At 63.1% G+C, this 17470-nt stretch carries 21 protein-coding genes; 9 read left to right on the top strand and 12 right to left on the bottom strand.

What is annotated here, in order from left to right; genetic code table 11:
* Positions 1-10 precede the first annotated feature (10 nt).
* Genes coaA through hisB form a run of 9 tightly spaced genes read right to left on the bottom strand, consistent with a single transcriptional unit; the run spans position 11 to position 5785 of the window.
* Entirely contained in the window at positions 11-970 is a 960-nt protein-coding gene (gene coaA, locus FJ941_RS24420) for a type I pantothenate kinase (RefSeq protein WP_027142439.1), read from the bottom strand.
* 24 nt (positions 971-994) lie between these two features.
* A complete protein-coding gene (locus tag FJ941_RS24415) occupies positions 995-1318 on the bottom strand; it encodes a phosphoribosyl-ATP diphosphatase (protein ID WP_140509632.1) in 324 nt (107 codons plus the stop codon).
* Positions 1319-1378: 60 nt separating this feature from the next.
* A complete protein-coding gene (gene hisF, locus FJ941_RS24410; protein WP_181169949.1) occupies positions 1379-2173 on the bottom strand; it encodes an imidazole glycerol phosphate synthase subunit HisF in 795 nt (264 codons plus the stop codon).
* Positions 2170-3006 (bottom strand): arginase family protein, encoded by an 837-nt coding sequence (locus tag FJ941_RS24405; protein ID WP_140509628.1) that lies wholly within the window; start codon positions 3004-3006, stop codon positions 2170-2172. The genes hisF and FJ941_RS24405 overlap by 4 nt, the downstream gene beginning before the upstream one ends.
* The gene (gene hisA / locus FJ941_RS24400; protein WP_140509626.1) at positions 3003-3752 is read right to left on the bottom strand and encodes a 1-(5-phosphoribosyl)-5-[(5-phosphoribosylamino)methylideneamino]imidazole-4-carboxamide isomerase; all 750 of its coding nucleotides are present in this window, start codon (positions 3750-3752) and stop codon (positions 3003-3005) included. Before hisA ends, FJ941_RS24405 begins: the two co-directional genes overlap by 4 nt.
* A 4-nt stretch (positions 3753-3756) precedes the next feature.
* Positions 3757-4047, bottom strand: coding sequence for a DUF1330 domain-containing protein (locus FJ941_RS24395; protein WP_027142434.1), 291 nt, complete (start codon positions 4045-4047; stop codon positions 3757-3759).
* Between the two features lie 5 nt (positions 4048-4052).
* A complete protein-coding gene (hisH, locus tag FJ941_RS24390) occupies positions 4053-4703 on the bottom strand; it encodes an imidazole glycerol phosphate synthase subunit HisH (RefSeq protein WP_140509625.1) in 651 nt (216 codons plus the stop codon).
* A 1-nt stretch (position 4704) separates the two neighbouring features.
* A complete protein-coding gene (locus FJ941_RS24385) occupies positions 4705-5181 on the bottom strand; it encodes a DUF2628 domain-containing protein (RefSeq protein WP_140509623.1) in 477 nt (158 codons plus the stop codon).
* 4 nt (positions 5182-5185) lie between these two features.
* Positions 5186-5785 (bottom strand): imidazoleglycerol-phosphate dehydratase HisB, encoded by a 600-nt coding sequence (gene hisB, locus FJ941_RS24380; protein WP_140509622.1) that lies wholly within the window; start codon positions 5783-5785, stop codon positions 5186-5188.
* A gap of 230 nt (positions 5786-6015) precedes the next feature.
* Between hisB and hslV the strand changes: the two genes are divergently transcribed.
* The 5 genes from hslV (at position 6016) to FJ941_RS24355 (ending at position 10205) form a co-directional block, all read left to right on the top strand.
* A complete protein-coding gene (gene hslV, locus FJ941_RS24375) occupies positions 6016-6567 on the top strand; it encodes an ATP-dependent protease subunit HslV (RefSeq protein ID WP_027142430.1) in 552 nt (183 codons plus the stop codon).
* 70 nt (positions 6568-6637) lie between these two features.
* The gene (locus tag FJ941_RS24370) at positions 6638-7153 is read left to right on the top strand and encodes a GNAT family N-acetyltransferase (RefSeq protein ID WP_140509620.1); all 516 of its coding nucleotides are present in this window, start codon (positions 6638-6640) and stop codon (positions 7151-7153) included.
* Positions 7154-7161: 8 nt separating this feature from the next.
* Positions 7162-7761: a DUF2585 domain-containing protein gene (locus FJ941_RS24365; protein WP_140509619.1), complete on the top strand. Its 600-nt coding sequence runs from the start codon at positions 7162-7164 to the stop codon at positions 7759-7761.
* Between the two features lie 4 nt (positions 7762-7765).
* Positions 7766-9076, top strand: a complete 1311-nt coding sequence (gene hslU / locus FJ941_RS24360; protein ID WP_140509617.1) for an ATP-dependent protease ATPase subunit HslU — start codon at positions 7766-7768, stop codon at positions 9074-9076.
* Between the two features lie 169 nt (positions 9077-9245).
* The gene (locus FJ941_RS24355; RefSeq protein ID WP_140509615.1) at positions 9246-10205 is read left to right on the top strand and encodes a DUF1402 family protein; all 960 of its coding nucleotides are present in this window, start codon (positions 9246-9248) and stop codon (positions 10203-10205) included.
* Positions 10206-10313: 108 nt separating this feature from the next.
* On the opposite strand, the gene FJ941_RS24350 is transcribed toward FJ941_RS24355, so the two are convergent.
* From FJ941_RS24350 to FJ941_RS24340, 3 genes are read right to left on the bottom strand one after another with little or no spacing between them, the layout of a single operon-like run.
* On the bottom strand, positions 10314-11552 hold the full coding sequence (locus tag FJ941_RS24350) for an FAD-dependent oxidoreductase (RefSeq protein WP_181169944.1): 1239 nt from the start codon (positions 11550-11552) through the stop codon (positions 10314-10316).
* Entirely contained in the window at positions 11549-11863 is a 315-nt protein-coding gene (locus FJ941_RS24345; protein WP_140509611.1) for a MocE family 2Fe-2S type ferredoxin, read from the bottom strand. Before FJ941_RS24345 ends, FJ941_RS24350 begins: the two co-directional genes overlap by 4 nt.
* A gap of 35 nt (positions 11864-11898) precedes the next feature.
* Positions 11899-12990: a fatty acid desaturase family protein gene (locus tag FJ941_RS24340; protein ID WP_140509610.1), complete on the bottom strand. Its 1092-nt coding sequence runs from the start codon at positions 12988-12990 to the stop codon at positions 11899-11901.
* Positions 12991-13155: 165 nt separating this feature from the next.
* On the opposite strand from FJ941_RS24340, the gene FJ941_RS24335 reads away from it, so the two are divergent.
* The 4 genes from FJ941_RS24335 to FJ941_RS24320 all read left to right on the top strand — a co-directional run bounded on the left by FJ941_RS24335 (position 13156) and on the right by FJ941_RS24320 (position 17470).
* A complete protein-coding gene (locus tag FJ941_RS24335; RefSeq protein ID WP_140509608.1) occupies positions 13156-14187 on the top strand; it encodes a LacI family DNA-binding transcriptional regulator in 1032 nt (343 codons plus the stop codon).
* 385 nt (positions 14188-14572) lie between these two features.
* Positions 14573-15514, top strand: coding sequence for a sugar ABC transporter substrate-binding protein (locus tag FJ941_RS24330; protein ID WP_140509606.1), 942 nt, complete (start codon positions 14573-14575; stop codon positions 15512-15514).
* Between the two features lie 109 nt (positions 15515-15623).
* The gene (locus tag FJ941_RS24325) at positions 15624-16700 is read left to right on the top strand and encodes an ABC transporter permease (RefSeq protein WP_140509604.1); all 1077 of its coding nucleotides are present in this window, start codon (positions 15624-15626) and stop codon (positions 16698-16700) included.
* Positions 16701-16702: 2 nt separating this feature from the next.
* Positions 16703-17470 (top strand): ATP-binding cassette domain-containing protein, encoded by a 768-nt coding sequence (locus FJ941_RS24320; protein WP_023772158.1) that lies wholly within the window; start codon positions 16703-16705, stop codon positions 17468-17470.

Below are 17470 nucleotides of genomic sequence, written 5' to 3'. Positions count from 1 at the left end.
ATTCTACCGGCTATAATTTGCGCAGCGCCACTTCCTGGACCAGGTGGTCGGCGCCCTTGCGCAGGATCAAGTCGGCGCGGGCGCGCGTCGGCAGGATGTTCTCGCGCAGGTTTTTCAGGTTGATGTTGGTCCACAGGCCTTCGGCGATCGCCTTGGCCGCATCCTCCGACAGCTGCGAATAGCGGTGGAAGAAGGAGTCCGGATTGCGGAAGGCGGTCTCGCGCAGCCGCATGAAGCGGGAAATATACCAATTGTGGATCAGCTTCTCGTCGGCATCGATATAGATGGCGAAGTCGAAGAAGTCCGACAGGAACGGCACGATCTTGCCGTCCTGCGGCAGCTTGCCCGGCTGCAGCACGTTGATGCCTTCGAAGATCAGGATGTCGGGCCGGTCGATGGTGACGAACTCGCCGGGGATGACGTCATAGGTCAGGTGCGAATAGACTGGCGCGCGGACGTCGGGCAACGCCGACTTGATGCCTGACAGGAAACGCAGCAGCGCGCCGACATCGTAGCTGTCGGGGAAACCCTTGCGCTCCATCAGGTTTTCGCGGCGCAGTACCTCGTTGGGCAGCAGGAAGCCATCCGTGGTGATGAGATCGACCTTGGGGCTCGACGGCCAGCGCGCCAGAAGTTCCTTGAGCACGCGCGCCGTGGTCGATTTACCGACCGCGACAGATCCGGCAATGCCGATGATGAACGGCGTCTTGGCCACGTCGACGGCGTTGAAGAAGGCCTGGCGCTGCCTGAACAGAAGCTGGCTCGCCTCGACATGCGCCGACAAAAGCCGCGACAGCGACAGATAGATGCGCTTGACCTCTTCGAGGTCGACCGGGTCGTTGAGCGAACGCAGGCGGCGGAACTCGTCCTCGCTCAGCGTCAGCGGCGTATCGGCGCGAAACCGCGACCATTGCTCGGCCGAGAAGAAGCGAAACGGGGAATATTTCTCGGTTGGCGCGAGCTGATCCATCGAGATACCTGCCCTCCCTCCCGATCAGCCCTTGGGCCGTGACGCCTTCTCGGCGATGCCCGAACGCCCAGTACGGGCTTCGAGCTCCTTGAGCACGTCGTTCAACGGAACACCCGAGATGCCGAGAACGACAAGCCAATGATATATAAGATCGGCGCTTTCGGAAACGAGGCCCTGTCTGTCGCCCTTGACGGCGGCGATCACGGTCTCGACCGCCTCCTCGCCGAGCTTCTGCGCCGCCTTGTCGATGCCCCGGGCGTAAAGCTTGGCGGTCCACGAATCCGCATCGCCGGAATGGGCGCGGTCGCTGACGATTTTTTCCAGGTCGGAGAGCGAAAACTCGGCCATGTCGATCTATCTTCTTGTTTAAGCCGGATTTTTCCCGAAAGCCGGCTTCGGGAGCATGCTCTAGGACCTGTTGCCCAGCGAGTCCAGCCGCATCGGCAGGCCGGCCCCGGCCATATGCGCCTTGGCTTGCGCGATGGTGTAGGTGCCGAAATGGAAAATGGATGCGGCCAGCACAGCACCCGCATGGCCGTCGCGAATGCCTTCGACCATGTGGTCGAGCGTGCCGACGCCCCCCGATGCGATGACTGGCGCGCGCACCGCGTCCGATACCGCGCGGGTCAGCGCGATGTCGTAGCCGGCCTTGGTGCCGTCGCGGTCCATCGAGGTCAACAGGATCTCGCCGGCGCCGCGATCGACCATTTGGCGCGCGAATTCGACGGCGTCGATGCCGGTTTTCTCGCGCCCGCCATGGGTGAAGATCTCCCAGCGCTCGGCCTCACCGGGGCCGGACACTCTCTTGGCATCGATGGCGACGACGATGCATTGGTTGCCGAATTTGTCGGCGGCTTCGGCGACGAAATCCGGATTCTTCACCGCGGCCGTGTTGATCGACACCTTGTCCGCGCCGGCCAGCAGCAATTTCCTGATGTCGGAGACCTGGCGCACGCCGCCGCCGACGGTCAGCGGCATGAAGCATTGTTCGGCGGTGCGGGCGATGACGTCGAAGATGGTCTCGCGATTGTCCGACGAAGCCGTGATGTCGAGAAAGCAGAGTTCGTCGGCGCCGGCGGCATCATAGGCCTTGGCTGCCTCCACCGGGTCGCCGGCGTCGATGAGATCGACGAAATTGACGCCCTTGACGACACGGCCGTCCTTGACGTCGAGGCAAGGGATGACGCGGGCTTTCAGCATCAGCGGCCCTCTATCGTGGCAAGCAGATCGTTGAGCAGTTGGCCGACCAGCGGCGGCACATCGGCCTGGGCGTCGAAGGCCGGATCGTAAGCGGAAACGGTGATGCCGATGACCGGTACCGCAAGCGCCATGGCGCAGACCGCGTCGCGCATCTGCTCCGGGTTCGGCCCGCCAGGGGTGACGTAGCGGTTGGCCTGCAGCGCCTTGGGATCATGCACGTCGAGATCGAGATGCATGTGCACGCTGTTGGCGCCGGCTGCTTTCAGTCTTTCCGTCGCTTGCGCCACGCCGGGACATTCCGTCCGGATGACCGGCAATGTTTCGAGAAGTTTTTCCTCCGCCGGATCGAGATCGCGGGCGTTGACGAGCACGCAGCGCGCGGGATCGATCGGCCTGAAACCGGGAATGGCCGCCGCCATCGGGCGCCAGCACAGGCCGAGCACCGTCGACAGCGCCATGCCGTCGAGAAAGCCGTATACGGACGTTTCGGGCGTGTTGAGGTCGCCATGCTGGTCGGCCCAGATGATCGCATCGGCGCCTTCGCCGGCGACCGCGCCGGCACTGGTCAGGCAGTTTCCGGCCAGCACGATGGGAAACCGCCCCCTGTCGCGGGCAATGCGGACCTCGCCCGAGACGGCATTGCAGACGGCAAAACCCGTGGCGATCTCGCGCTCCTGGTCGGCGCCGACCCTGCCGATGTCCTCGACCGTGACGTCGTGACCGGCAAGGGTTAGGGCATCGACGAGCCCGCCCGATATCAGCGCGTCGGGCCCCTGGCCCATGCCGCCGTGATAGTGGCCGCTGTCATAGGAGGCCAGGATGAGCGAAACCTTCACGATTGCGCCTCCGTCGCCGGCCGGCCCTGCAGGATCGCCAGCGCCTCGGCCGGGTCGATGCGGCCATCATAGAGGGCGCGGCCCGAGATCGCACCTTCGAGTTTTTGCGCGTCGGGCATGGTCATGCGCACGATGTCGGCGATCGAGGCCAGCCCGCCGGAAGCAATGACCGGGATCGACACGGCGTCGGCGAGGTCGATGGTGGCGTCCCAGTTGATGCCGGTCAGCACGCCGTCGCGGTCGATGTCGGTGTAGATGATGGCGGCGACGCCGGCGCCTTCGAATTTCCTGGCCAGTTCGATGACACCGAGGCTCGAGGCCTCGGCCCAGCCTTCGACGGCTACCTTGCCGCCCTTTGCGTCGATGCCGACGGCAACCTTGCCCGGAAACGCCTTGCAGGCCTGCCTGACCAGATCGGGATCGCGCACCGCCACCGTGCCGAGGATGACGCGGGCCAATCCACGGTCGAGCCAATCCTCGATCTGCTCCAGCGTGCGGATGCCGCCGCCGAGCTGCACGGGATTCTTTGTCGCTTTCAGGATGGCGCCGACCGCGGCGCTGTTGACGCTCTGACCCTGGAAGGCGCCGTTCAAGTCGACGACGTGCAGCCACTCAAAACCCTGCTCTTCAAAGGCTTTGGCCTGTGCTGCCGGATCATCATTGTAGATGGTCGCGGTCGCCATGTCGCCGTGCTTCAGCCGCACGCACTGGCCGTCCTTGAGATCGATGGCTGGAAACAGGATCATACGTTCAGGCGCCTTCAACGATGACGAAATGACCTGACGAAGCGGCAAGCCGGAATTTGGAGGCATGCTGGTATTCAGGCGAATGGTAGCATTCGACCGCCTTGTCGAAAGACTCGAACTCGACCAGCACATGGCGGTTGCCGGTAGGTCCTTCCGGATTTTCGTGGCGGCCGGCCCGCACGGCGAATTTCGCGCCATACTTCGCGAACGCCACAGCATTGGCCTCGATGTACTGTTTATATATCTCGGGGTCGCGGACATCGATCATCGCCATCCAGTAGCCCTTCTTGCTCATGGTGTTCAGGGCCTCCAGCGCAGGAAATTCGTGATCAGCGCCAGGCCCAGCGCCTGGCTCTTCTCCGGATGGAACTGCGTGCCGGCGAGATTGTCGCGGGCGACCGTGGCCGTCACCGCACCGCCATAGTCGGCGGCCGCAACGACCTCGTCCGGGTTCTTTGCATCGAGATGGTAGGAGTGGACGAAATACGCATGCAGGCCCGACGCGCCGGTCGGAATGCCGGAAAACAGCGGGTGCTGGCGCCTCAATTCGATCGTGTTCCAGCCGATCTGCGGGATCTTCAGCGCCGGATCGGAAGGCGTGATCTCCTTGACGTCGCCCGATATCCAGCCGAAGCCGTTGGTGATGGTCTTTTCGAGGCCGCGCTGCGACATCAGCTGCATGCCGACGCAAATGCCCAGGAAAGGCCGGCCCTTGGCGATGGCGACGTCCTCGACCGCCTCCCACATGCCCTCAACGGTACGCAGGCCGGCCGCGCAGTCGGCGTAAGCGCCGACGCCGGGCAGGACGATGCGGTCCGCGGTGCGTACACGGTCGGCATCGGCCGTCAGGTCGATCCGCGCCGATATGCCGGCCTCGCGCGCGGCGCGCTCGAAAGCCTTCGTTGCCGAGCGCAGATTGCCCGAACCGTAATCGATGATCGCAACCCGCATCTCAGCGCCGTCCCGGAATGTGGGTCAGCCCCAGCGCTATGCCGGGCTGCGTGGGGCGCGCCAAAGCGGCATCCGGAACGATGCGCGGCGCGGGTGCTGCTTCGTCCGAAAGGCCTTCGATTTCCAGGGCATAGCGCATATCGGCGTCCGCGAGCCAACCGGCCTCGACGACGCCCCATTCATGCCAGCCGCGGCGGCGCAGCGCCGCGATACGCAATCCCTGGCCCTCCAGCCCGACATAGAGCGAGACGAGCAGCGACAGCAGCGAGCCAGCGACACCGAGGCCAAGTTTCTGGCCAAGCATCGAAAGCACGCCCATGACGACAAAGACGAGCGCCGCTTCGACCCACAGCCGGTGCCAGGCAAGCCACAGCGGCGGCACGAGCAGGCCGAGCCAGGTGAAGCCGTCGCGGACCAACGTCGTCGTGTCGACTTTCTCGCTACGGCCAGGTGGCTCCATCACGACATAGGCGGTCATGAGACTATCCCTTCAAAGAACCCTTGGTGGAGGGAACCGCGTCAGGCCGGCGCGGATCACGCTCGAGCGCGGCGCGCAGCGCGTGCGCCACCGCCTTGAAGCAGGTCTCGGCGATATGATGGTTGTTGGCGCCATAATGGTTGGTGACATGCAGCGTGATGCCGGCATTCTGCGCCAGCGCCTGGAAGAATTCGCGCACCAGTTCGGTGTCGAAGGTGCCGATCTTGGGCGACGAGAACGAAACGTTCCAGACCAGGAAGGGCCGGCCCGACACGTCGATCGCCGCACGCGTCAGCGTCTCGTCCATGGCAAGGTCGATCGAAGCGTAGCGCATGATGCCGCGCCGCTCGCCCAGCGCCTTGGTCAAGGCCTGGCCGAGCGCAATGCCGGTGTCCTCGACCGTGTGGTGGTCGTCTATGTGCAGGTCGCCATTGGCCTTGACGGTCATGTCGATCAGCGAATGGCGGGAAAGCTGATCCAGCATATGGTCGAAGAAGCCGACGCCCGTGGCGATGTCCGATTTGCCGGAGCCGTCGACATGTATCGAGACCGAGATGTCGGTTTCCGCAGTCTTTCGGCTTGCGTCGGCGGAACGAGGCGCCATCACTCTATCCTTGTGCCAGTGGTTCAGATCGTGACCGGTTCACGGGCCTCAAGCGCTAGCGGGCTTGAAAACGAGAGCCTTCTAGCAGCATGATCCGGCGATTGCCAGTTGCGATCCCGGCCGCTATCGAGCCGTTTGCAATCATTGGCCCCGTGCATACATATGGCCGATCAAAGTTACTCGTACCGCGCCAATCGCCTTTTTGGGATGGCGCTGCTCGGAGCCAGGAAATGTCTGATAATCTGACCATGCACGCCACGACGATCGTGACCGTGCGCAAGGGCAACAAGGTGGTGATCGCCGGCGACGGCCAGGTCAGCCTTGGCCAGACCATCATGAAGGGCAACGCCCGCAAAGTGCGCCGCATCGGCAAGGGCGGCAATGTGATTGCCGGTTTCGCGGGTGCCACAGCCGACGCCTTCACGCTTTTGGAACGCCTCGAAGCCAAGCTCGAACAATATCCCGACCAACTGACGCGCGCCTGCGTCGAGCTTGCCAAGGACTGGCGCACGGACCGTTATCTGCGCCGGCTGGAGGCGATGATGCTGGTTGCCGACAAATCGGTCTCGCTGGCGCTGACCGGCAACGGCGACGTGCTGGAGCCCGAACATGGCGTCATGGCCATCGGTTCGGGCGGCAATTACGCGCTGGCCGCGGCGCGCGCGCTGATGGACAGCGACAAGGACGCCGAGGAGATCGCCCGCAAGGCGATGCAGATCGCGTCCGACATCTGCGTTTACACCAACAATAATTTCGTTGTCGAAACGCTCGATGCGGCTTGATCAGGCCGACCATGGCCCCGAACCGCAGGACCGCGTAAGCGAAAAGTGGACGCCGGTTTTCGGAAAGACCATGATCCAACCAGAAAATAGCTACGATTTTCGGCCGGTGACCAAAAAGGACCTGCCGATGATCGCAGGCTGGCTGGCCGAGGCGCATGTTGCAGAGTGGTGGGGCGATCCCGAGGCGGAAATCGCGGAGATTGCCGATCATATAGACTCGATTTCCGTCGAGCCGCTGATCGTTGAGCTCGACGGCAAGCCGATCGCCTATCTGCAGAGCTACGATCCGCATCTGGAAGACGGCCATCCCTATGCCGATCAGCCGTTCGGCACGCTCGGCATCGATATCTCGATCGGCCGGCCGGAACTCATCGGCATCGGCCATGGCTCGGCGATCGTGCGCCAGTTCGTCGAAGACCTGTTCGAGGAAGGCGTGCCGCGTGTCATTATCGACCCCGACCCAGCCAACATCAGGGCCATCCGGGCCTATGAAAAGGCGGGATTTCGGGCCATTGATCGCAGACAGTCGATCTATGGCGACGCCGTGCTGATGGCGATCGATGCCGAAGACGCGCAAGAGGGGTAATTCAGGATATGGTCACGGCCAGCGAGGACAAGAGCCTTTCCGCTTACGAGGATAGCTGGCGGATGGGGCTGCTGATCGTCGCCGGCCTGCTCGTCGCCCAGGCCGTCGCGCTCTACCTGATGGGCCATCCGCCGATCTGTACCTGTGGCTATGTCAAGCTGTGGCATGGGGTGGTGAACAGTTCGGAGAATTCCCAGCACATTTCGGACTGGTACACCTTTTCGCACATCATCCACGGCTTCCTGTTCTACGCGCTGGCCCGGTTCCTGTTCCCGCGCTCGCCGATCGGCTTGCGGCTGGCATTCGCCGTCCTCGTCGAGGGAGGCTGGGAAATCCTCGAAAATAGCCCGTTCATCATCGAGCGCTACCGCGCCGGCACCATTTCGCTCGATTATTACGGCGACAGCATCATCAATTCGGTGTCCGACACACTGGCCATGGTGCTGGGATTTGTCATGGCGCGAAGGCTACCTATATGGGTGATCGTCAGCCTCGCCATCCTCTTCGAACTGGGTACCGGCTATCTCATCCGGGACAATCTTACACTCAACGTGATCATGCTGCTGCATCCGTTCGAGACCATCAAGCAGTGGCAAAGTGGAATTTAGTGATATGAGCACGTTTTCTCCCCGCGAAATCGTTTCGGAACTCGACCGCTTCATCATCGGCCAGAAGGACGCCAAGCGCGCCGTGGCCATCGCTCTGCGCAACCGCTGGCGCCGCCAGCAGCTCGAAGGCCAGATGCGCGAAGAGGTGATGCCGAAGAACATTCTGATGATCGGCCCGACCGGCGTCGGCAAGACCGAGATTTCGCGCCGCCTGGCACGGCTCGCCGGCGCGCCGTTCGTCAAGGTCGAGGCGACCAAGTTCACCGAGGTCGGCTATGTCGGCCGCGACGTCGAACAGATCATCCGCGACCTGGTCGAGATCGCCATCGGCCTGACGCGCGAGAAGATGCGCGAGGACGTGAAGGCGCGCGCCCATGTCAACGCCGAGGAACGGGTGCTGGAAGCGCTGGTCGGCAAGACGGCGAGCCCGGCGACGCGCGATAGCTTCCGCAAGAAGCTGCGCGAGGGCGAGCTCGACGAAAAGGAAATCGAGGTCGAAGTGGCCGACACCGGCAATGGCGGCATGCCCGGCTTCGAGATTCCCGGCATGCCGGGCGCCAATATCGGCGTGCTCAACATCAACGACATGCTGTCGAAGGCGATGGGCGGCAAGAAGACCAAGCTGCGCAAGACCACGGTGAAGGAGTCCTACGACCTGCTGGTCGGCGACGAGTCCGACAAGCTGCTCGACCAGGACGAGGTGGTGCGCCGGGCGCTGGACGCAACGGAGAATGACGGCATCGTCTTCCTCGACGAAATCGACAAGATCGCCGCCCGGTCGGACATTTCGGGCGGCCCTTCGCGAGAAGGCGTGCAGCGCGACCTGCTGCCGCTGGTCGAAGGCACGACGGTAGCGACCAAATACGGTCCGGTGAAGACGGACCATATCCTGTTCATCGCTTCTGGTGCCTTCCATGTCTCCAAGCCATCCGACCTGCTGCCGGAACTGCAGGGCCGCCTGCCGATCCGCGTCGAGCTGCGCGCGCTGGAGAAGGAGGACTTCGTCCGCATCCTGACCGAGACCGAGGCGAGCCTGATCAAGCAGTATATCGCGCTGATGAAGACCGAAGGCGTTGAGCTCACCTTCACCGACGACGCCATCGATTCGCTCGCCGGTGTCGCCGTCGATCTCAACGCCAGCATCGAGAACATCGGCGCGAGGCGGCTGCAGACTGTGATGGAGCGGGTGCTGGACGACATCTCCTATGATGCGCCGGATCGCAACGGCACGGCGGTCACCATCGACGCCGCCTATGTCCAGAAGCATGTCGGCGACCTCTCCAGAAACACGGATTTGTCGCGGTTCATCCTTTGAACGAGGGCGCCGGAGCAGGCCGGCGCGGTCATGCAACAACGTCCGGCAGGAGCCATGTGTGGCCAGATGGTACCATCTGGCCACCTTTCGTCTCGCCGGATGATGGGGCGCTCTCGACTCGACCAAGTGCTTTACCTAGTTTGCGCCGCAATTCTCTAGGCGGCGGCGCATGAAAAAACTCATCTTGGTCATTCTCGGCTTGACGTTGGCGGCGACGCTGTTCGCCGCCGACGCGGCGACATTGGTGCCGGCGGGAAACCGCAATACCGAGCAGCCAGACATTCCCGGCGCCTCGAGCCGCCGCACGCAGGCGACCAACACCACCTTCCAGGCGAAGTACCGCAAGGTTTACGCGCTGCTGCAGAACGACGCCGATCTGCGCGCCAAGATCAAGAAGGCAGCAAGCGCCTATGGCATCGACCCCATGCACATCGTCGGCGCCATCGTCGGCGAGCACACCTACAATGTCGACGCCTACGACCGGCTGCAGACCTATTACGTCAAGGCGATCTCCTACCTCTCGAGCAAGCTCTCCTTCGCCTATGACGGCGAGGACATCACCGATTTCGTGCAGCGGCCGGAATTCAAGAAATGCGCCGCGATTTCGGACAGCTACGATCTGTGGGAATGCCGCGAACAGGTCTGGAACCGCTCGTTTCGCGGTAAGACTGTCGGCGGCGAGGATTTCCCCGACAACCGTTTCGGCGCCACCTTCTTCCAGCCCTACTATGCCGGCCAGACCTTCGGCCTCGGCCAGCTCAATCCCCTGACCGCCCTGCAGATGAGCGACCTCGTGCACAAGGTGTCGGGCTTGCCGAAGCTCGACGTCTCCGATCCCAATTCGGTCTACAAGACCATCATGGATCCGGACCTGACGCTGCCCTATGTCGCGGCGACCATCAAAAAGTCGATCGACGCCTATAGGAGCATCGCCGGCTTCGACATCTCTGGCAATCCGGGCGTCACGGCCACGCTGTACAATGTCGGCAATCCGGAGCAGCGCGCCTATGCGCTGAAGTCGGAAAACGACAGGCGCCGCGCCACCGGTGAGCCGGAGAAGCTGCCCGAAGAGAATTACTACGGCTGGCTCGTCAACGACAAGCTGGCGGAGCTCAAGGCGCTGTTCTAAGGACCTCTACCTCCCCTTCGTGGCGAGATCGGACCGAAAGATCCGGGTAGGGGCCGGTGCAGTCATACGCAATTGCCCTGCAACAAGGCAGAGGGCGGCCAACTTCACTCAGGCGGCCAGCAACGCCTTCAGCTTAACTTCAGGCGAGCCCAGCGCCTCCGGCGCCGGCTTGGCACGCTTGCCGATCAGAATTTCGGCCAGCCTTATGTCGCGGGCGACCGCATTGCCCGGGCCGATGCCGCTCGCCGCCACCAGCCTGCCGTCCTCGGCGAGATGGAAGAGGATGAAGGCGCCGTCACCGAGATCGCGGCGCACAAGGCCGCGGCCTTCGTCGGAGAGGCCGGCGATCTGCAAGCTCAGCCCATACTGATCCGACCAGAACCACGGAACAGCCGCATGCGCCTCGCCGGCGCCAAGCATGTTCTTTGCCGCCAGTGCGCCCTGTTCCTGTGCATTGCGCCAGGCCTCCAGCCGCACGCGGCGGCCGCCATAGACGGCGAGCGGAAACGAGCAGCAATCGCCGGCGGCGAAGATGTCGGGATCAGCGGTTTGCAGATAGGCATCGACTGATATGCCGTTTTCAATGGTCAGGCCGGCTTCGGCTGCGAGCACGGTCACCGGGACGGCGCCGATGCCGATGACGGCGAGGTCGGCCGAGATTTCGCGCCCGCCTGCAAGCGCCACCCGCACCTCCTTGCCCTCGTCGGCGATGGAGGCGATGCCTTCCCCGCAGACCACGTCGACACCCTCGGCGACATGCGCTTCATGGATGATTTCGGCGATCTCGGCCGGAACGCCGCGCATCAGGATACGTGGCTGCGCCTCGATGACGGTGACCGAGGCGCCGAGCTTGCGTGCGGCTGCCGCAAGTTCAAGGCCGATGAACCCGCCGCCAATGATGGCGATGCGGTTGCCGGCACGAAGGTGGGCGCGAATGGCCAGCGCGTCGGCGAAGGTTCTAAGATAGACGCAGCGCACGCCAAGGCCAGGCATCGGCAGCTTGCGCGGCGTCGAACCGGTGGCCAGCAGCAGCTTGTCGTAGGCCAGCACCGAACCGTCGGACAGGCGTACCATGTGCGACGCGCGCTCGATCGCCACGGCCTGGACGGAATGGACGTGCCGGATCGATTTTTCGGTCAGGATCTCGTCGCTGGCGATCGCCTTGATTGCGGGCGCATCGCTGGCCATCGCCTCCTTGGACAGAGGCGGACGTTCATAGGGCAAATGCGGCTCGTCACCCACCAGCGTCACCGGCCCGTCATAGCCGAGATCGCGCAAGGCAAGCGCGGCCCGTCCGCCGCATTCGCCGGCTCCGATGATCAGCATCCCCCGCGCCATGCCGGTCATCCGATCTGAACCAGGACCTTGCCGGCGTCGACCTTGACCGGATAGGTCCTGAGGTTGACGCAGACCGGCGCGCCCCTGGCCGCGCCGGTCTTGTAGTTGAAGCGGCCATTGTGCTTGGGGCATTCGATGATGTCGTCCATCACCAGCCCATCGGCGAGATGCACCTTCTCATGCGTGCAAAGTCCGTCGGTGGCGAAATATTCGTCGTCCGGGCTGCGATAGATGGCGAAGGTGCGCCCGCCATGATCGAAGCGCATCACGTCTTCTTCGTCGATGTCACCGGCGGCGCACGCCTCGACCCAATCGTTCATTCAGTCCTCCCCTGGGATCGCACGGCGGCGCGTGATTATTCAGCCGCGACCGCGACGGCGTCGTTGTGGAATTCCTCGCGGTACGGCCTGGCGGTCGGCGGCAGCTCGCGCTTGAGGAAATAATCCTCGTTGCGCAGCTGGCGGCGGAAGACCGGGATCATCTCGCGGTAGCCGGCCAGGATCGACGGCGTCGGCGCCGGCAAATCGTGCTTGATCAGCGCGTGCAGCTTCGGCAGCGCATGGTAGGGCACCATCGGGAACATGTGATGCTCGACGTGGTAATTCATGTTCCAGTAGATGAAGCGGCTGATCGGGTTCATGTAGACGGTGCGGCTGTTCAGCCGATGGTCGGTGACATTGTCGGCAAGGCCGCCATGCTGCAGCAGGCCGACCATCACGTGATGCCAGGCGCCATAAAGCCTGGGCAGGCCGACCAGCATCAGGGGCAGGAAAGATCCGGTGGAGAGCGCCAGCGCGATGGTCGCGGCATAGATCGCCGTCCAGATGCGGGCAACACGGATCGCTTTGGGCTGCTCCTGTTCGGGAATGAAGGTCTTCTCCGCCGCGCTGATGTTGCCGGCGGCATTGCGCAGCATGTCTGATATCGCATGCCAGGCGTCGAGCACGCCGACAAAACCAAGAACGAGGCGCACCAGGTCCGGCGGCCGCATGACCGAAATCTCAGGATCGCGGCCGACGATGATGGTGTCGGTGTGATGGCGCGTGTGGCTCCAGCGCCAGGTCACCGGATTGCGCATGATCATGAAGCAGGCGATCTGATAGACTGCGTCATTCATCCACTGCGTGCGGAACGCCGTGCCGTGGCCGCATTCGTGCCAGCGGGAATCGGTGGATGAGCCGTAAAGCACGCCATAGGCGAAGAAGAAGGGCACGCACCACCAACTGCCCCAGAACCAGGCAGCGCCGGCACCGCTGATGATGAGGGCGGCCAGCCAGATCGCCGTGTCGCGGATCGCCGGGCCATCGGAGCGCTGCATCAGCTCCTTCATCTGCTTGCGGGGAATGTCGGTGTGATACCACTCGGCCGCCGACAGCCCGTTTTCGACCGCAAGCCGGGCGTCGCGGCCGATCAGGCTGTAATCACGCCGGGACGGCGCTGCGGTCATGATTGCCTCCCATCGCGGGGCATTCGCCATGCGAATGCCGATCATCAACTAACTCCTTGCTCAGAAATAACGCCGAGCCATGATAGAATCAACATCACAAAGATAGTTTCTATCATTTCATATCAAAGTCAGGTATCGATATCAGGCAATCGAACGAGGGCGATCATGGCGAAACGGCCGACCATTACTGATCTGGCGCGAGTCTCCGGCGTCAGCGTCGCCACGGTGGACCGCGTGCTCAACAATCGCCTCCCAGTGCGGGAGGAAACCGCGCGCCGCGTCTACGAAACCGCGACCGAGATCGGCTATCACGCCGCCGGCCTGATCAAGCAGCGGATGCGCCAGGAACTGCCCGAGTATCGTCTGGGCTTTCTGCTGCTTCGGGGCAATGACGTTTTCTATGGTGATTTCGCTCGGGAACTCGAGCTGGCGGTCGCGCAATCGCAGCGCTTCCGCGGCGTCGCAACCGTCGATTTCGCCAGCTCTCTGGCCCCGGACGACATCGCCGCCCAGATGCGCAGGCTGGCGGCGAGATCGCGGGCCATTGCCGTGGTCGGCCCGGACCATCCGACGCTGACCGCCGTCGTGGAGGCGCTCAAGGCCAGGGGACTGCCGGTCTTCTCCCTTCTGTCCGACTTCGCCGCCGGCGTCCGTGAGGGCTATGTCGGCCTCGACAACCGCAAGGTCGGCCGCACCGCGGCCTGGATGATCGCCAGGGCGGCGAGGACGCCTGGCAAGGTCGCCCTTTTCGTCGGCAGCCATCGCTTCCATGGCCATGAGCTGCGGGAGATCGGCTTCCGCTCCTTCTTCCGCGAGCATGCGCCGGATTTCAGCGTGCTGGAGACGTTGGTCAATCTCGAGGCCAATCAGGTAACCCATGACGCGATGATCGATCTTCTGGCGCGGTATCCGGATCTCGTCGGCTGCTACGTCGCCGGCGGCGGCATGGAAGGCGCCGTCTCGGCGCTGCGGGCAGCGAAGCCTGGCAACATGCCGGTGGTCGTCTGCAACGAGATCAACGCCGAATCGCGCGCCGCGCTCGCCGACAACATCCTTACCATGGTGATCTCGACGCCGCTTGCCGCGCTCTGTCGTGAGCTCGTCGATCGGATGGCGCATGCCATCGAAGCCGGCGCGGCCAATGCGCCGGGTCAGATCTTCCTGCCCTTCGACATCTATTTGCCGGAAAACATCTGAAGCAATTTCGGGAAAATGCGCAGCGGCTTTCCGTCCGGGACGCGCCAGGAAGAGAGATAGGGCGTTTCGATGAAGCGACAGAGCGCTCCTGCAGTCCGCCGCCATGAACCGCCCGCCAGAAATGATAGAATCTATCAGAGCAGGCAGAAAATCGCGCGCCCGAATTTGGAATCGCCCTTGACGCCCCAACGTCAAATGGAATAAATATTTCACTAGATGTGGGTTTTGGTTCTTTCGTTCCGGAACATCCGTTCAAGGCAGTTCGGCGTCCAGCCGTTGGCGGCACGCTGCGGAACGAAATGGATATCAGGGAGAGATTCCCCAGGCAGATCGGGGATTCCGGAGAGATCGGTGCAACCGGACACCAAAGTGGAGGAGAGATACAATGAAGAAACTGCTTTTGGGCGTCGCCTTCGCGGCGCTGATGAGTTCATCGGCCATGGCCGCCAAGATCGGCGTCTCGATGGCCAAGTTCGACGACAATTTTCTCACCGTGCTGCGCAACGGCATGATCGAGCAGGCCAAGGGCATGAGCGGCGTCGAGCTGCAGGTCGAGGACGCACAGAACGACGTCGCCAAACAGCTCGACCAGATCAAGAACTTCGCCGCTTCGGGCGTCGATGCCATCATCGTCAACCCGGTCGACACCTCGGCCACCCAGGCGATGTCGGATGCGGCCGCCGCGGCCAAGATTCCGCTGGTCTATGTCAACCGCGAACCGGTCAACGTCGACAAGCTGCCCGACAACCAGGCCTTTGTCGCTTCCAACGAAGCTGATTCCGGCACGCTCGAAACCAAGGAAGTCTGCCGCCTGTTCAAGGAAGCCGGCAAGAAGGAAGCCAATGTCTATGTGATCATGGGCGAGCTTTCCAACCAGGCCGCCGTGCAGCGCACCAAGGACATTGAAGAGGTGATCGCCACGCCGGACTGCAGCTTCATCAAGATCATCGACAAGCAGACCTCGAACTGGGATCGCGACCAGGCCCAGAACCTGATGACCAACTGGCTGTCGACCGGCAAGAAGTTCGACGGCGTCATCGCCAACAATGACGAAAGCGCCATCGGCGCCATCCAGGCGATGAAGGCCGCCAACATCGACATGAAGGCAGTCGTCGTCGGCGGCGTCGACGCCACTCAGGACGCGCTTGCCGCCATGCAGGCCGGCGACCTCGACGTAACCGTGTTCCAGGATGCGGCCGGCCAGGGCGCCGGTGCGCTGGATGCGGCGCTCAAGCTGGCCAAGGGCGAGAAGGTCGAACACAAGGTCTATGTCCCGTTCCAGCTCGTCACCCCGGCAAACATCGACAAGTTCCTGAAGAAGAACTGAGCCGCGGACATACGGAGCGGCGCTCTCGCGCAAAGACAGCGCCGCTCCTCTTTCCCTCGGCGCCTGACAGCTGCTCGAGGAACGGCCGTGGCTGACGGAGGATAGAAGATTGGCACAGACATCTCACGGCGTCGGCGGGGTCAGCTATGACGCCAAGAAGCGCACATGGCCGGCCGAATTCAACGTCTTCCTGGCGCTCGTCATCCTTGTCGTCATCTTCGAACTGATCGGCCGCATCTTTCTCGGCGACAGCTTCCTGTTCAACACCCGCAGCGACGTCTCCGGCATCTTCAACGAGGCCCGCCTGCAGATCATCATCCTGCAGGTGTCGATCGTCGGCATCATCGCCATCGGCGTCACGCAGGTGATCATTACAGGCGGCATCGACCTGTCCTCGGGCTCGATCGTCGGCGCGACCGCCATGATCGCCATGAGCTTCGCCCAGGTCGCGACCGTCAACGGCAACCCGAATCCCAAGGCGATGTTCCTGGCGCAGGGCTGGACCGACCTGCCGGTGATCGTCCCGGTGCTGGTGGCGATCGGCTGCGGCCTGCTCGCCGGCTTCGTCAACGGCGCGCTGATCGCCTACACGCGCATTCCGCCCTTCATCGCCACGCTCGGCATGATGGTGACCGCGCGCGGCATCGCCAAATGGTGGTCCAAGGGCCAGCCGATCTCGTTCCCAACAGACAGTTTCGCCGCGATCGGCAAGGGCCTGATGCCAGTCATCATCTTCCTGTCACTGGCGGTGCTGTTCCAGCTGATCATGACCTACACCAGATATGGAAAGCATTGCTACGCGATCGGCTCCAATGAGGATGCCGCGCGCATGTCGGGCATCAAGATCGCCAACCACAAGATCCTCGTCTACGTCATCGCCGGCATACTCGCCGCGCTCGCCGCCGTGGTGCTCTCTTCCAAGAATCTCACCGCCCAGGCCGGCATGGGCGTGATGTATGAACTCGACGCGATCGCCATGGCGGTCATCGGCGGCGTTTCGCTGTCGGGCGGCCGTGGCTCCATCATCGGCACGGTGATCGGCTCGCTGATCTTCGGCGTCATCATCTCCGGCTTCACCTTCCTGCGCCTCGACGCCTACTACCAGGAGATGGTCAAGGGCGTGATCATCGTCGGCGCGGTCGTTCTCGATCAGTGGCGCCAGCGCATGCGGGCATTGAGGGCTTGACCATGTCAGATATCGTCCTGAAGACCGAAAACCTCACCAAGCGCTATGGCGGCGTGCATGCGCTCGAAGGCGCCAACTTCGAGCTGCGCAAGGGCGAGCATGTCGCCATCATGGGCGACAACGGCGCCGGCAAGTCGACCTTCGTGCGCCAGATCACCGCCGTCGAGCAGCGGACCAGCGGCCAGGTCTGGTTCGACGGCAAGGAAGTGAATTTCGCCGGCCCGATCGAGGCGCGCGAGGCGGGCATCGAGACGGTGTTCCAGAATCTGGCGCTGGCCGACGATCTCGACGTGCCGTCGAACCTGTTTCTCGGCCGCGAAAAAGTACTGTTCAATCTCGGGCCGTTCTCCATCCTCGACCGCAAATACATGCGCAAGGCGACCGAGGCGGCGCTGGTGCGCACGGCGGTGAAGATCCCCAATCTGTCCAACACCATCCGCCATATGTCGGGCGGCCAGCGCCAGTGCGTGGCGATCGCCAGGACGGCGACCTTCGCCTCCAAGCTGATCATCATGGACGAGCCGACGGCAGCGCTTGGCGTGCAGGAGACCGCGCAGGTCGAAAACATCATCCGCACGCTGAAGGACAATGGCGAGCCGCTGATCCTGATCAGCCACAACATGCGTCAGGTGTTCGACCTTTGCGACCGCATCGTGGTGTTCCGGCGCGGCCGCATCGTCGCCAATCTGCGCAAGGAGAATACCGACGGGCAGGACATCGTATCGTACATCACCGGCGCCAAGACCGGCGAGGCGGAACTCGCGGCCTGA

This window comes from Mesorhizobium sp. B2-3-13, from assembly GCF_006442195.1.
In the GTDB taxonomy this organism is placed as follows: Bacteria; Pseudomonadota; Alphaproteobacteria; order Rhizobiales; family Rhizobiaceae; genus Mesorhizobium; species Mesorhizobium salmacidum.
Note: the sequence above shows the minus strand (reverse complement) of the source record. Positions and strands in the feature narration are given on the sequence as shown.